The organism is Streptomyces sp. NBC_00249, assembly GCF_026342355.1.
Lineage (GTDB): Bacteria > Actinomycetota > Actinomycetes > Streptomycetales > Streptomycetaceae > Streptomyces.
Map to the genome: position 1 here is coordinate 437,968 of NZ_JAPEMV010000006.1, position 14,128 is coordinate 452,095.

General features: G+C 72.0%; 16 protein-coding genes. 7 read left to right on the plus strand and 9 right to left on the minus strand.

Annotated elements, in window-relative coordinates:
- The first annotated feature begins 55 nt into the window (after positions 1-55).
- Positions 56-700 (plus strand): TetR family transcriptional regulator, encoded by a 645-nt coding sequence (locus OOK31_RS26785; RefSeq protein WP_267089903.1) that lies wholly within the window; start codon positions 56-58, stop codon positions 698-700.
- A 63-nt stretch (positions 701-763) separates the two neighbouring features.
- Here the strand turns inward: OOK31_RS26785 and def are convergent, their stop codons facing one another.
- On the minus strand, positions 764-1,309 hold the full coding sequence (def, locus tag OOK31_RS26790; RefSeq protein WP_267089904.1) for a peptide deformylase: 546 nt from the start codon (positions 1,307-1,309) through the stop codon (positions 764-766).
- Positions 1,310-1,432: 123 nt separating this feature from the next.
- On the opposite strand from def, the gene OOK31_RS26795 reads away from it, so the two are divergent.
- From OOK31_RS26795 to OOK31_RS26820, 6 genes are all read left to right on the plus strand, one after another.
- A complete protein-coding gene (locus OOK31_RS26795; protein WP_267089905.1) occupies positions 1,433-2,671 on the plus strand; it encodes a MurT ligase domain-containing protein in 1,239 nt (412 codons plus the stop codon).
- Between the two features lie 30 nt (positions 2,672-2,701).
- Entirely contained in the window at positions 2,702-3,430 is a 729-nt protein-coding gene (locus OOK31_RS26800) for a type 1 glutamine amidotransferase (protein ID WP_267089906.1), read from the plus strand.
- A gap of 225 nt (positions 3,431-3,655) precedes the next feature.
- Positions 3,656-4,684 carry a 6-phosphofructokinase gene (locus tag OOK31_RS26805; protein ID WP_267089907.1) on the plus strand — a complete coding sequence of 343 codons (1,029 nt, stop codon included), beginning with the start codon at positions 3,656-3,658 and terminating at the stop codon, positions 4,682-4,684.
- Positions 4,685-4,781: 97 nt separating this feature from the next.
- Positions 4,782-5,738, plus strand: a complete 957-nt coding sequence (locus tag OOK31_RS26810; protein WP_267089908.1) for a cytochrome c oxidase assembly protein — start codon at positions 4,782-4,784, stop codon at positions 5,736-5,738.
- 32 nt (positions 5,739-5,770) lie between these two features.
- The gene (locus OOK31_RS26815; RefSeq protein WP_267089909.1) at positions 5,771-5,929 is read left to right on the plus strand and encodes a hypothetical protein; all 159 of its coding nucleotides are present in this window, start codon (positions 5,771-5,773) and stop codon (positions 5,927-5,929) included.
- A 152-nt stretch (positions 5,930-6,081) separates the two neighbouring features.
- Positions 6,082-6,792 (plus strand): 1-acyl-sn-glycerol-3-phosphate acyltransferase, encoded by a 711-nt coding sequence (locus OOK31_RS26820; RefSeq protein WP_267089910.1) that lies wholly within the window; start codon positions 6,082-6,084, stop codon positions 6,790-6,792.
- 58 nt (positions 6,793-6,850) lie between these two features.
- On the opposite strand, the gene OOK31_RS26825 is transcribed toward OOK31_RS26820, so the two are convergent.
- The 8 genes from OOK31_RS26825 to OOK31_RS26860 form a co-directional block, all read right to left on the minus strand.
- Positions 6,851-8,530 carry an alpha/beta hydrolase gene (locus tag OOK31_RS26825; RefSeq protein WP_267089911.1) on the minus strand — a complete coding sequence of 560 codons (1,680 nt, stop codon included), beginning with the start codon at positions 8,528-8,530 and terminating at the stop codon, positions 6,851-6,853.
- A gap of 195 nt (positions 8,531-8,725) precedes the next feature.
- The gene (locus OOK31_RS26830) at positions 8,726-9,511 is read right to left on the minus strand and encodes an urease accessory protein UreD (protein ID WP_267089912.1); all 786 of its coding nucleotides are present in this window, start codon (positions 9,509-9,511) and stop codon (positions 8,726-8,728) included.
- Positions 9,508-10,194, minus strand: coding sequence for an urease accessory protein UreG (gene ureG / locus OOK31_RS26835; protein WP_267089913.1), 687 nt, complete (start codon positions 10,192-10,194; stop codon positions 9,508-9,510). Before ureG ends, OOK31_RS26830 begins: the two co-directional genes overlap by 4 nt.
- 45 nt (positions 10,195-10,239) lie before the next feature.
- The gene (locus OOK31_RS26840) at positions 10,240-10,914 is read right to left on the minus strand and encodes an urease accessory protein UreF (protein ID WP_267089914.1); all 675 of its coding nucleotides are present in this window, start codon (positions 10,912-10,914) and stop codon (positions 10,240-10,242) included.
- Positions 10,914-12,635, minus strand: coding sequence for an urease subunit alpha (locus tag OOK31_RS26845; protein WP_267089915.1), 1,722 nt, complete (start codon positions 12,633-12,635; stop codon positions 10,914-10,916). The genes OOK31_RS26840 and OOK31_RS26845 overlap by 1 nt, the downstream gene beginning before the upstream one ends.
- Positions 12,628-12,939 (minus strand): urease subunit beta, encoded by a 312-nt coding sequence (locus OOK31_RS26850; RefSeq protein WP_267089916.1) that lies wholly within the window; start codon positions 12,937-12,939, stop codon positions 12,628-12,630. The genes OOK31_RS26845 and OOK31_RS26850 overlap by 8 nt, the downstream gene beginning before the upstream one ends.
- A 14-nt stretch (positions 12,940-12,953) precedes the next feature.
- Positions 12,954-13,256, minus strand: a complete 303-nt coding sequence (locus tag OOK31_RS26855; protein ID WP_267089917.1) for an urease subunit gamma — start codon at positions 13,254-13,256, stop codon at positions 12,954-12,956.
- Between the two features lie 322 nt (positions 13,257-13,578).
- Positions 13,579-14,028 carry an ATP-binding protein gene (locus OOK31_RS26860; RefSeq protein ID WP_267089918.1) on the minus strand — a complete coding sequence of 150 codons (450 nt, stop codon included), beginning with the start codon at positions 14,026-14,028 and terminating at the stop codon, positions 13,579-13,581.
- Positions 14,029-14,128: the final 100 nt, after the last annotated feature.

Sequence of the window (14,128 nt, forward strand, 5' to 3'; positions counted from 1 at the left end):
GTGTTACGTTGCGTGGGCGTCACGCACATCGCAAGGGCGGGGAGAGAAACACGTCATGCACACCACCCAGCAGGCCGGCGAGCCGGGGGCGGCCGAACGCCGCCGGCGGGAGCTGCTCGAGGCCGCCGACCGCGTCGTGCTCAGGGACGGCCCCAAGGCCTCCATGAACGCCATCGCGGCGGAGGCGGGCATCACGAAGCCGATCCTCTACCGGCACTTCGGCGACAAGGCGGGCCTCTACCAGGCGCTCGCCGTCCGGCACACGGACGCCCTGCTCGACTCGCTGCGGGCCGCGCTCGACGCCCCGGCCGAGCGCCGGCGCCGCGTGGAGGCCACGCTCGACACCTACCTCGCGGCGATCGAGGCCCGCCCGCAGGTCTACCGCTTCCTCATGCACCCGGCCGAGGACTCCCAGAGCTCCGAGCGCGGCTTCGACGTCGGGCTGCACTCGGCGCCGCTGCTGCGCAGGCTCGGCGAGGAGCTGGCCAAGGTGGTCGGCGAACGCGTCGACCTCGGCCCGGACGGGGAGCGCCTCGCCCGGATCTGGGGCCACGGCATCGTCGGGATGATGCACGCCGCCGGGGACTGGTGGCTCGGCGAGCGCCCCTGCGAGCGCGCCGACCTGGTGGCCGGGCTCACCGACCTGCTCTGGGGGCGGCTCGCCACCGCGGGCAACCGCGAGGACGGCCCGGGCTTCTAGGCCGCCTCGCGCGCCGGGGCCGACGTATCGCCCCGGCCCGCGTCACACGTCACACGTGGCGGTTCAGCCGCGCGGCGACCACGGCGCCTTGCGGATCGCCCGCCGCAGCCGGCGGGCGCGCAGCCCGGTGACCCGGTCCGCGTAGACCGTCCCGTCGAGGTGGTCGCACTCGTGCTGGAGGCAGCGGGCGAAGAATCCGGTGCCCTCGATCCGTACGGGAGCCCCGTCGGAGGTCACCCCCTCGACGACCGCGCGGTCGAAGCGGGGGGTGCCCGCTTCCAGGCCGGGCAGCGAGAGGCAGCCCTCGGGGCCGAGGAATTCGTCCCCGTCGGTTTCCACCAGGCGCGGATTGACGATGTGTCCCACATGACGGACGTCCTCGTCGTCGGGACAGTCGTAGACGAAGACCCGCTGCCCGATCCCGATCTGGTTCGCGGCGAGGCCGACGCCCTCGGCGGCGTACATCGTGGCGAACATGTCCTCGACGAGCCGGTCGAGTTCGGGGCCGAAGTCGGTGACTTCGGCGCAGGGCGAGTGGAGCACCGGATCACCCAGCAGGCTCATGGTGCGGACGAGTCCGGTGGTACCGGGGATGGGGCGCTGTCGCATGGCCGTAAGGGTACGACGGGCGAATATATGAGGAGATCCGCGCCGCCCTGGGGGCGCCGCGGTCAAGGCTCCGGCAGGTACTGGATAGGCTGGGGCCGACCGACGCTAGGAGGACAAGGGACGATGGCAGGCAACACGGAGCCGCTTTCGCCGCGGGCCAAGCTGGCCGTGACGGCGGGCAAGGCCGCGGCGGCGGTGTCGCGGGCCGCGGGACGCGGAAGCGGATCGGTGATCGGTGGCAAGGTCGCACTCAGGCTGGACCCCGATCTTCTCGGCGCGCTGGCGCAGCATCTCGATGTCGTCCTCGTCTCCGCGACGAACGGCAAGACCACGACGACCCGGCTGATCGCGGAGGCCCTGCGGGCCAGCGGTCCGGTCGTCTCGAACGCCCTCGGCGCCAACATGCCGGCGGGCATCACCTCGGCCCTCGCGGGCGGCTCGGACGCCAAGTACGGCGTCATCGAGGTGGACGAAAAGTACCTGGCCGGGGTGGCCCGGGACGTCACCCCCAAGGTGATCGCCCTGCTGAACCTCTCCCGCGACCAGCTGGACCGCGCGGCGGAGACCCGCATGCTCGCCGAGAAGTGGCGGGAGGGGCTCCAGGGCTCCAAGGCGGTCATCGTCGCGAACTGCGACGACCCGCTGATCGTGTGGTCGGCGTCCTCCTCGCAGAACGTCGTGTGGGTGGCCGCCGGACAGGAGTGGAAGGAGGACGCCTGGTCCTGCCCCTCCTGCGGTGGTGTGATGCAGCGCCCCGGCGACGACTGGTTCTGCGGCGAGTGCGGCTTCCGCCGCCCCGCCCCGAGCTGGGTGCTCTCCGGCGACCACGTGCTGGACCCGCACGGCAGCGCCTGGCCGATCCACCTCCAGCTGCCCGGCCGCGCCAACAAGGCCAACGCCGCCACCTCGGCCGCCGTGGCCGCCGTCTTCGGCGTGCCGCCGCAGGTCGCGCTGGAGCGCATGTACCAGGTGCAGGCCGTCGCCGGCCGCTTCGACGTGGTGAACTTCATGGGCCGCGACCTGCGGCTCCTGCTCGCCAAGAACCCGGCGGGCTGGCTCGAAACGTTTTCGCTGATCGACCCGGCGCCCGCGCCGGTGATCCTTTCGGTGAACGCCCGCGGCGCCGACGGCACCGACACCTCCTGGCTGTGGGACGTGGACTACCCGCGCCTGGCCGGCCACCCGATCTTCGTGATCGGCGACCGCAAGCTGGACCTCGCGGTCCGCCTGGAAGTGGCCGGTCTGGACTTCCGCGTCTGCGAGACCCTCGACGAGGCCGTGCAGCTGGCGCCGCCCGGACAGATCGAGCTGATCGCCAACTACACCGCCTTCCAGGACGTGCGCCGCCGCGTCGGCAACTAGAGCCCCGTCAGAACCGCAGAGGACAAGAGCATGAGCGACAACAGCCTGCGTCTGGTGTGGGTCTACCCCGACCTGCTCAGCACGTACGGAGACCAGGGCAACGCCCTCGTGGTGGAGCGCCGGGCGCGCCAGCGCGGCCTGGACGTGCAGCGCGTGGACGTGCGCAGCGACCAGCCCATCCCGACCTCGGGCGACATCTACCTGATCGGCGGCGGTGAGGACCGTCCGCAGCGGCTGGCGGCGGAGCGCCTGCTGCGCGACGGCGGCCTGGAGCGCGCCGTCTCGAACGGGGCGATCGTCTTCTCCGTCTGCGCCGGGTACCAGATCCTCGGCAAGGAGTTCGTCAACGACCAGGGCCAGCGCCAGGAAGGGCTGGGCCTGCTGGACGTCGTCACCGTGCGCGGTGAGGGCGAGCGGTGCGTCGGCGACGTCCTCGCCGACATCGACCCGCGCCTGAACCTGCCGCCGCTGACGGGCTTCGAGAACCACCAGGGCGTGACGCACCTGGGCCCGACGGCCAAGGCCTTCGCCCGCACCCGGATCGGCCGCGGCAACGGCACCGGCGACGGCACCGAGGGCGCGTACAACGACACCGTCTTCGGTACGTACATGCACGGCCCCGTCATGGCCCGCAACCCGCTGATCGCGGACCTGCTGCTGAAGCTGGCCCTCGACGTGAACGCGCTGCCGGCCATAGACGACCGCTGGTACGAGGCGCTGCGCAACGAGCGCATCGCGGCGGCCACGCAGCCCGCGTAAGGCCCTCCAGGGGCCCGCGCCGCGCGGTTGCCCCGCGCGGCGCACGGCTCGCGACGACCCGGATCCCCTTCAGGGGGTCCGGGTCGCGTGCGTTCCCACGATTGGTCCGACCAGCATGTGGAGGATGGTTCAGTCCACCCGGGATCCGCTTGTAGGGTGACGGTTAGTTCCAACCGGACGACGTGGTCCGGTCGTCGGCCCACGTTGCAAAGGTTCCTTCCTGCCATGCGCATTGGTGTGCTCACTTCCGGAGGCGACTGCCCCGGCCTCAACGCCGTCATCCGTTCCGTCGTGCACCGCGCCGTCGTCGACCACGGGGACGAGGTCATCGGCTTCCGCGACGGCTGGCGGGGTCTGCTGGAGTGCGACTACCGCAAGCTCGACCTCGACGCCGTGAGCGGCATCCTGGCCCTCGGCGGCACCATCCTCGGCTCCTCCCGCGTCCAGCCCGCGCACCTGCGCGACGGCGTGGAGCGGGCCCGGGGGCACGTCGCGGACCTCGGTCTGGACGCCATCATCCCGATCGGCGGCGAAGGCACCCTGAAGGCCGCCAACCTGCTCGCGCAGGGCGGGCTGCCGATCGTGGGCGTGCCGAAGACCATCGACAACGACATCGCCTCGACCGACGTGACCTTCGGCTTCGACACGGCCGTGGGCGTGGCCACCGAGGCCCTGGACCGGCTGAAGACCACCGCCGAGTCCCACCAGCGCGTGATGGTCGTGGAGGTCATGGGCCGCCACACCGGCTGGATCGCCCTGCACTCGGGCATGGCGGCCGGCGCGCACGCGATCGTGGTGCCGGAGCGGCCCTTCGACATCGACGAGCTGACGGCGATCGTCGGCGAGCGGTTCTCGGCGGGCAAGCGGTTCGCGATCGTCGTCGTCGCCGAGGGCGCCAAGCCGGCCGGGGGTTCGTCGATGGCCGTGGAGTCCGGCGGTACCGACATGTACGGCCACGAGCGGTTCGCCGGCATCGGCAACCGGCTCGCGGTCGAGCTGGAGGAGCGCCTCGGCAAGGAGGCCCGTCCGGTGATCCTGGGCCACGTCCAGCGCGGCGGTACGCCCACCGCGTACGACCGGGTCCTGGCGACCCGCTTCGGCTGGCACGCGGTGGAGGCGGCGCACCGGGGCGAATTCGGCATGCTGACGGCCCTGCGCGGCACCGACATCGTGATGGTTCCGCTGGCGGAGGCCACGTCCACGCTCAAGACGGTGCCGGGCGACCGGTACGCCGAGGCCCAGACAGTCCTGTGATGTTTCCCCCCTTCTGATTCCCGGGCCGCCCCCGGACGCGATCACGTCCGGGGGCGGCACTACTGTGGTGGGGCGCCACAGTCAAGGGAGTGAACAGATGGACCACAACGGGCACGGCATGGACATGAACATGGACCTGCCGCCGTTCACCCTCGGGCACGGTCTGGAGTTCTCCTTCGACGCCTTCTTCCTGTCCGGCTCCCTGCTGGGGCTGGCCCTGTACGGATGGGGCGTCCTGCGGCTTCGCCGGCGCGGGGACTCCTGGTCGGTGGGACGGACCCTGGCCTTCACCCTCGGCGTCGTGACCGTGATCCTGGTGATGTGCACCAAGCTGAACGACTACGGCATGGTCATGTTCAGCGTGCACATGGTCCAGCACATGGTGATCAGCATGATCACCCCGATCCTGCTGCTGCTCGGCGCCCCCATGACGCTGGCGCTGCGCGCGCTGCCGCCGGCCCCGCGCGGGAGCAAGGGTCCGCGCGAGCTGCTCCTGATGCTGCTGCACAGCCGGTACATGCGGATCATCACGCACCCGGCCTTCACGATCCCGATGTTCATCGCCAGCCTCTACGGGCTGTACTTCACCCCGCTGTTCGACTTCCTGATGGAGAGCCGGACCGGGCACATCGCGATGATGCTCCACTTCCTGGCCGTCGGCGTGATCTTCTTCTGGCCGATCATGGGCGTGGACCCGGGCCCGCACCGCCCCGGCTACGTCATGCGGATGCTGGAGCTGTTCGCGGGCATGCCCTTCCACGCCTTCTTCGGCATCGCGCTGATGATGGCCAGCGAGCCGATGATCAAGACGTATGCGAACCCGCCCGCCTCCCTGAACATCGATCCGCTGCTCGACCAGCAGTGGGGCGGCGGCATCGCCTGGGCCTTCAGCGAGATCCCGTCGGTGCTCGTGCTGATCGCCCTGATGTACCAGTGGTACCACTCGGAGCAGCGGGCCGCGAAGCGCTCGGACCGGGCCGCGGACCGGGACGGCGACCAGGAGCTGGCGGCGTACAACTCGTATCTCGCCTCGCTCCAAGGGCGCGGCCAGTAGCGCGGGAGCCGGGTCAGGCGCCACCATGGGGCATGACCGGATCCGTTAAGGCGATGGCCGTCACCACCTTCGCCGCCCTGGTGGCCGTGTCCACGTACTCCGTGGCCCTCGGCAGCAACGGCTGGCTGTGGTTCGGCTGGGTGGTGCTGGGGCTGCTGACCGTGGGCCTGGCCGCTTCGCGCGGGGTCTGAACCGCCCCCGCCGCCCTGCCCGGCCGCCCGCAGCGGCCGTCGTGCGCGCGCCCGCGTCCCTGCCGTCACCCCGACTGCGCCCGCCCCTCCCGTCGCCTGCCTGACTGTCCGTAGGATGGGCGTGACGATGAGGCATCGACGGGAGCGGCCTGGTGTTCTACCACTTGCTCAAGCACGTGCTGCTCGGCCCCTTGCTGCGGCTGCTGTTCCGGCCGCGGATCGAGGGGCTGGAGAACATTCCCCCGGAAGGCGCGGCGATCGTCGCGGGGAACCACCTGTCCTTCTCGGACCACTTCCTCATGCCCGCGATCCTCAGCCGCCGGATCACCTTCCTCGCCAAGGCCGAGTACTTCACCGGGCCGGGGATCAAGGGCCGGCTGACGGCCGCCTTCTTCCGCAGCGCCGGGCAGATCCCCGTGGACCGCTCCGGCAAGGACGCGGGCCAGGCGGCGCTGCGCGAGGGGCTCGGGGTCCTGGCCAAGGGTGAGCTGCTCGGGATCTACCCGGAGGGCACCCGCTCGCACGACGGCCGGCTGTACAAGGGCAAGGTCGGCGTGGCGGCGATGGCGCTGGGCGCCGGGGTCCCGGTGGTGCCGTGCGCGATGGTCGGCACCTTCGAGATCCAGCCGCCCGGGCAGAAGCTCCCGAAGATCAGGAGGGTCACGATCCGCTTCGGCGCCCCGCTGGAGTTCTCCCGGTACGAGGGGATGGAGGGCGAGCGGGCCGTGCTGCGGGCCGTCACGGACGAGATCATGTACGCGATCCTCGGCCTCTCCGGGCAGGAGTACGTCGACCGGTACGCGGCCGAGGTCAAGACCGAGGAGGAGGAGAAGCGGAAGAAGGCCCGGCGCCTGACGCGCTGAGCCTTCTCCCGTTCACTTCACTTCACTGCACTCACGTGAGCGCACCGGATCCGCGGGACTAGCGGACGGCCGGGAGCTCCTCGCGCGCCGGGAGGTCGGCGCCCTGGGACTGGGCGAGCGACTTCGCGGTGGCCGGGGCCGCGGCGGGGGCCACCGGGGTGGCGTGCGGGCCGCACTTCACGTCCTGCGCGTCGACCTTGCCGGTGAGCAGGTAGGTGTCGACCCGGGTGTTGATGCAGGGGTTCACCAGGCTGGTCACACCGTGCGAGCCGGCGTTCTGCTCGGTGATCAGGCGCGAGCCGGCCAGGCGCTTGTGCAGCGAGACCGCACCGTCGTACGGCGTGGCCGCGTCGCGCTCCGACTGGACGATCAGGACCGGCGCCAGACCGCGCTTGGCACCGACCTCGATCGGGGTGCTCTGCTTGGACTTCCAGGTCGCGCAGGGCAGGTTCATCCAGGCGTTCGACCAGGTCAGGAACGGGTACTTCTTGTGCAGCTCGGTGTTGTCCCGGTCCCACTTGGCCCAGCTGGTGGGCCACTTGGCGTCGGCGCACTCGACCGCGGTGTAGACGGCGTTGCTGTTCTCCGAGGCGGCGTTGCCCACGAGGTCGGTCATGTCCGGGGCGATGGCGTCGACCAGCGCCTGGGTGTCGCCGGCGAGGTACTTGCTCCAGGTCTGGGCGACGGGCACCCAGGAGGAGTCGTAGTACGGGGCGCCCTGGAAGAAGCCGATCAGCTCGGCCGGGCCGACGACCCCGCCGATGGGGTTGGCCTTGGCCGCGGCGCGCAGCTCCTGGTACTTGGCCTCGACCTTGGCGCGGGTGTCGCCGATGTGGAAGACGGAGTCGTTCTTGGCGACCCAGTCCTGCCAGTCGTTCCAGCGCATCTGGAAGGCGACGTCCTGGCCGAGGTTGGCCTCGTACCAGATGTTGTCCTGGTCGGGGTTGACCACGCTGTCGACGATCATGCGGCGCACGTGGGTCGGGAAGAGGGTCGCGTAGACCCCGCCCAGGTAGGTGCCGTAGGAGACGCCGAGGAAGTTCAGCTTCTGCTCGCCGAGGGCGGCCCGGATGACGTCCAGGTCGCGCGCGGTGTTCGGCGTGGTCATGTGCGGCAGCATCTCGCCGCTGCGCTCCTTGCAGCCGTCCGCGTACTCGGCGGCGAGCTTGCGCTGGGCGCGCTTGTCGGCCTCGTTGGAGGGGACCGGGTCGGCCTTGGGGGCCTTCACGAACTCCTGCGGGTCGATGCACGAGATGGGCGCGGAGTGGCCGACGCCGCGGGGGTCGAAGCCCACGAAGTCGTACGCCTTGGAGGTGTTGACCCACAGCGGGCTCTTGGTGGTGACCCGGCGCGGGAAGCGCATGCCGGAGCCGCCGGGGCCGCCCGGGTTGTAGACGAGCGCGCCCTGGCGCTCCTCCTTGGTGCCGGTGCTGACGGCGCGGTCGACCGCGATGTCGATGGTCTTGCCGAAGGGCTTGGTGTAGTCGAGCGGGACCTTGACCCAGCCGCACTGGATCGGCTTCTCGAAGCCCCAGTCGGCAGGACAGTCCTTCCAGTCGATCCCGGCGCGCGCCGCGCGCGCCGCCGCGATCTGGACGCCGATGGCCTCGGCGGGCCCGTTGTCCCGGCCGGCCGAAGCCGTCGGGGCCGCCGAGGCGGACGGCGCGAGCAGCAGGCCTGCCGCCAGTGCGCCGGTGATGAGAGTTGCTGCGCTCCCCAGCGCCGCGGTACGTATCACGTGGTTGATCCCCCTGCGTCAAATGCCGCCGCGTGCGGACGGCTTCGGTCTGCTCTGGTCGTCGGCGTGCAAGGGGGATCCTCGCGTCTGACCAGCACCCGGCAACAGAGCAAGGTCGCGTTCTTTGCCCAACCGATAACCGGAAACACGTGTACCGCTGAGCGGTGTCCCATTCGCCCCGAGTACGACCCCCCGTCACCAGCCGTACGGGCGGACCGCCTCGTCGAGGAGTTCCCGCAGGTGGAGCGCGTCCGGGGCGAGCGCCGTCACCAGGACGGCCGGGCCGGCCAGCGGGGTGAGCGCCGCGAACTCCCCCAGCACCGCCGGCTTCGGCGGATCGGTGGCGAAGGCCGGGTCCACCAGCAGGACCTGACCCAGCGCCCGGTGCCCGGCGAGTCCGGCCGGACCGTCCCAGCCCCCGGGGGCGCCGGGGCCGCAGCACAGCTCCTGGTCGAGGAGCGGACGGCCGCCCCGGGTGACGGTGAGCCGGCTGCGCAGCAGGCCGGGGCCCTCTCCGGTACGGCCCAGCACCTGTTCCTCGCGCAGCAGCAGCCGGGCGGTGGGGGCGAGTTCGGCGCGGGTGCGGACCCGCAGGTCGCTGCCGTGGACGGAGACCAGGGGCTCGGGCAGCCAGCGCACCGCCGACCCCTCGGCCAGGGTCAGGCGTACGTCGTACCGGGCGGCCTCCCCGCCCCGGCCGGGCAGGGCCAGGGTGGCCGCCGCCGAGCGCAGGGCGAGGCGGGCGCCGGGTCCCGCCTCGGCCTCGACCGTGAGGTGGTCGCCGCCGAGGGGGGCGCTCATGGCGCCGACCAGCATCACCCCCGCCTCGGCGCCCTCGCCCCGGGTGCGGCGCAGCGCGAGCGGCCCCTCCCCGGCCAGCAGGGGCAGGGCGGTGCCGCCGCGCCCGTCGGCGGCGGCGCGGATGCGGGCGGTGGCCCGCAGGCCGGCCGGGGTGCGGGTGACGGGGGGCGCGCTGGTCACCGTACGGACCAGGCGGCGAGCCGTTCGCGGACCCACGCGGCGACCGGGGCGACGCCTTCGGGGGCGCGCAGGGACTGGAAGGCGACGGGCAGGTCTCCGCGCTGCTCGGCGGCGTCGCGGGCCATCCGGTCCAGGTCGGAGCCCACGTAGGGGGCGAGGTCGGTCTTGTTGACGACGAGGAGGTCGGCGGTGGTGACGCCGGGGCCGCCCTTGCGCGGGATGTCGTCGCCGCCGGCGACGTCGATGACGAAGATCTGGGCGTCGACCAGGCCCCGGGAGAAGGTGGCGGTCAGGTTGTCCCCGCCGGACTCGACGAGGATCAGGTCCAGGGGGCCCGCCGTCTCCTCCAGTTCCTCGACGGCCTCCAGGTTGGCGGAGATGTCGTCGCGGATGGCGGTGTGCGGGCAGGCCCCGGTCTCGACGGCGCTGATCCGCTCGGGCGGCAGGACGGCTTCGCGGAGCAGGAACTCGGCGTCCTCGCGGGTGTAGATGTCGTTGGTGACGACGGCCATGGACAGTTCGGCGCGCAGGGCCCGGCAGAGGGCGGCGACGGTGGCGGTCTTGCCGGAGCCGACGGGTCCGCCGAGGCCGACGCGCAGGGCGCGGCGGGTGCCGTCGCCCCGCAGCGGGTCGGCGCTGTGCGAGTGGCGGTGGGGGAAGGTCACACCGTGGTCGAGGTGCATGGGAGGTCTCCTTGGGGGGTGGTCCGGGAGGGCCGGTGGGGGCGCTCAGGAGGCGAAGAGCCGTACCGGCCAGTCGGCATGGATCTGGGCCGCGATCTCCAGCAGGGGCGAGGAGGGCGCGGGCAGGCTGTCCGGGCCCTCCGTGCGGGCCAGCAGGCCGGCTTCGGCGGCCCGGGCGGCGACGGCGTCGAGATCGGGCGCGAGGTGGGCCAGGACGGCGCTCGCCTCGAAGGGGTCGAGGCCGAGCAGCCGTACCGTCGCCGAGGCGGGGCCGCTGACGCTCTCGTACGCGGCCACGTGCGCGGCGTCGAGTGCGCCGAGCCCGGCCGCCCGGGCGGTGAGCCCGAGTACCACGGGCTGGTGCGCCCCGCGCGGGAAGGCGGCGGCCAGCGCGTCCAGTTCGGCGGCCGGCCAGGTTGCACGGGCGGCCCGCAGGAGCTGACGTCCGAGCTTGCGCGCGGCGGCGCGCAGCGCGGGCGAGGGGGTGCGGGCGTCGGCGGCGGCGTCGAGGGCGGCCGGGTCGAGGCCGAGGGCGGCCGCCGCCGCGAGGGCGGCGGCGGTCAGTCCGGCGGTGTGGAGCCGGCCCCGGCAGAATTCCGCGAGGGTCGCGGCGTCGTGGATGCGGCCCGCCTTGCAGGCGGCTTCCGCCCCGCCGGAGTGGGCGTGCCCTCCGGCGGGGAAGCGGCCGTCCGCGAGGACGAGCAGGGCGGCGAGGCCCATCAGAAGAGGAAGTATCTCTGTGCCATGGGCAGTTCGGCCGCTGGCGCCGGCTCCACGGCCTCACCGTCGATGGTGACGGTGAAGGTGTCGGCGTCGACCTCGACCCGGGGCATGGCGTCGTTGTTGCGCATGTCCGCCTTGCCGACCTTGCGGGTGCTCTCGATGGCGACGAACTCCTTGCCGAGGCCGAGCCGTTCGGGCAGTCCGTGGTCGAGGGCGGCCTGCGCGGTGAAGTTGACCGAGTTCAGGCCGGGGGCGCGGCCGTGGCTGCCGAACATGGGGCGGGGCAGGACGGGCTGCGGGGTGGGGATCGAGGCGTTGGCGTCGCCCATCTGCGCGTAGGCGATCTGGCCGCCCTTGACGACCAGTTCGGGCTTGACCCCGAAGAAGGCCGGGTTCCACAGCACGAGGTCGGCGAGCTTGCCGGGCTCGACCGAGCCGATCTCCCGGGCGAGGCCCTGGGCGACGGCCGGGTTGATCGTGTACTTGGCGACGTAGCGGCGGGCCCGGTGGTTGTCGGCGGGGCCGTCTCCGGGGAGGAAGCCGCGGCGCTTCTTCATCACGTGGGCGGTCTGCCAGGTGCGGAGCACGACCTCGCCGACGCGGCCCATGGCCTGGGCGTCGGAGGAGATGATGGAGATCGCACCGAGGTCATGGAGCACGTCCTCGGCGGCGATGGTGGAGGGGCGGATCCGGGACTCGGCGAAGGCGAGGTCCTCGGGGACGGACGGGTTGAGGTGGTGGCAGACCATCAGCATGTCGAGGTGTTCCTCGACGGTGTTGACGGTGTGCGGCCGGGTGGGGTTGGTCGAGCTGGGCAGGATGTTGGACTCGGAGACCACCGTGATGATGTCGGGTGCGTGCCCGCCGCCCGCGCCCTCGGTGTGGTACGAGTGGATGGTCCGCCCGGCGATGGCGGCGAGGGTGTCGTCGACGAATCCGGCCTCGTTGAGGGTGTCGGTGTGGATGGCGACCTGGGCGCCGGTCTCGTCGGCCACGCTCAGGCAGGCGTCGATGACGGCGGGGGTGGCCCCCCAGTCCTCGTGGATCTTGAAGCCGAGGGCGCCGCCGCGCAGTTGGGAGTGCATGGCCTCGCGGGACATCGTGTTGCCCTTGCCGAGCAGGCCGATGTTGACGGGGTAGGACTCCATGGCCGCGAACATCCGGGCCAGGTGCCAGGGTCCGGGGGTGACGGTGGTGGCCTTGGTCCCTTCGGCGGGTCCGGTGCCGCCGCCGACGAGGGTGGTGGTGCCGGAGGCGAGGGCCGCGTCGATCACGGTCGGCGAGATGAAGTGGACGTGGGTGTCGACGGTCCCGGCGGTGACGATCTTCCCGTTCCCGGAGATGATCTCGGTCTCGGGTCCGATGACCAGGGCGGGGTCCACCCCGTCCATGGTGTCGGGGTTGCCGGCCTTGCCGATGCCGCTGATGCGGCCGCCGCGGATGCCGATGTCGGCCTTGACGATGCCCCAGTGGTCGAGGATCACCGCGCCGGTGATCACCGTGTCGGGGGCGCCCTCGGCGCGGGTGGTGCGGGCCTGGCCCATGGACTCGCGGATGACCTTGCCGCCGCCGAAGACGGCCTCGTCGCCGGATTTCCCGGGGCCGCCGCTGAGGTCCCGCTCGATCTCGACGAAGAGGTCGGTGTCGGCGAGGCGGATCCGGTCCCCGGCCGTGGGCCCGAAGAGGTCGGCGTACGCCTGGCGCGTGAGCTCAGCCATCGAGCGGCCCTCCGGTCTCGCCGCGCAGTCCCGGTACGGTGCGCAGTCCGCCCAGCGGTACGAGTTCCACGGCGACCGGGATGCCCGGCTCGAAGCGGACGGCGGTGCCGGCGGCGATGTTCAGGCGCAGGCCGCGGGCGGACCCGCGGTCGAAGTCGAGACCGGGGTTGGCCTCGGCGAAGTGGTAGTGGGAGCCGACCTGTACGGGCCGGTCGGCGGCGTTGAGCACGGTCAGGCGGGTGACGGGGCGGCCCTCGTTGAGGCACACCGGACCGTCCCCGTAGGCGATCTCGCCGGGGATCATGGGGGTGTTCCCTCTCAGACGATCGGGTCGTGGACGGTGACGAGCTTGGTGCCGTCCGGGAAGGTCGCCTCGACCTGGACGTCGTGGATCATCTCGGGGATGCCCTCCATGACCTCGGCGCGGGTGAGCACGGTGCGGCCGGAGGCCATGAGTTGGGCCACGGTCCGCCCGTCACGGGCGCCTTCGAGGAGGTGCGAGGTGATCAGTGCGATCGCTTCGGGGTGGTTGAGCAGGACGCCGCGCGCCCTTCGCTTCTCGGCCACGTCGGCGGCCACATGGATCAGGAGTCTCTCTTGTTCATGTGGAGTCAGTTGCACCTGTTATCACCAAGCTTCCGGGACATGATCAACATCGCGCCACAGGGAAAGGTAGCGGCCCTCAACACTTTGTTGACCTGCGCATATCCGTGCCAAGCATGTCTTGCCCAACGCAGAGAGAGGCTTTCCGTCCCGATCACCGTCGTTTTACCCGAGCATGGGTGATCTTTGGCGGAAGACCGCGGGGCCTCACGGTAGGGCCCGCAGTTTTCAGCTGAGTTAACCCACGTTTCGGGAAGGCTCCCGGTTCAACCGCGCCCCGGCCGCCGCCCGGAGTCCGTATACGGGCCCGGCGCGCGGCCGCACCCGGGCCTTTGCAGGGTCAGCAGCCCCTGGCCGCCCGCGCCGGGGCGCCGGCCGGCCAGGGCAGCGCGATCCACACGGTCTTGCCGCCGTCCTCGGTCGGACTGACGGACAGCCGGCCCCCCGCCTCGGCCGCCAGCCAGCGGATGATGACCATCCCGCGGCCGTTGTCCTGCTGCACGGCCGCGGGGAGCCGCCTGGGCCAGCGCGGGTGGCTGTCCGTCACCCCGATCCGCAGCCACTCCTCGCGCTCCAGGCGGACGTCGACGGTGAAGGTGGGCGACTGGCCGAAGGTGTGCTGCACCGAGTTGGTCGCGAGTTCCGAGACGATCAACCGGACGGTGTCCGCGGTGTCGGCGTCTGCGGGCAGTCCCCAGTCGCCCAGTACTTCCGCGACGTACCGGCGGGCGGCGGCGACCGAGACCGGATCGCTCGGCAGAGTGACGGATGCTTCCAGCTGATCTGCCATGGCGACGTCCCTTTCCCACCGGGGCGCAGCCGCCCCGGATCTAACCTGAGCGCCAGAGTGCCACCCATCGTGCCGCCGTTTCCGCTGATCCCCCAAGATA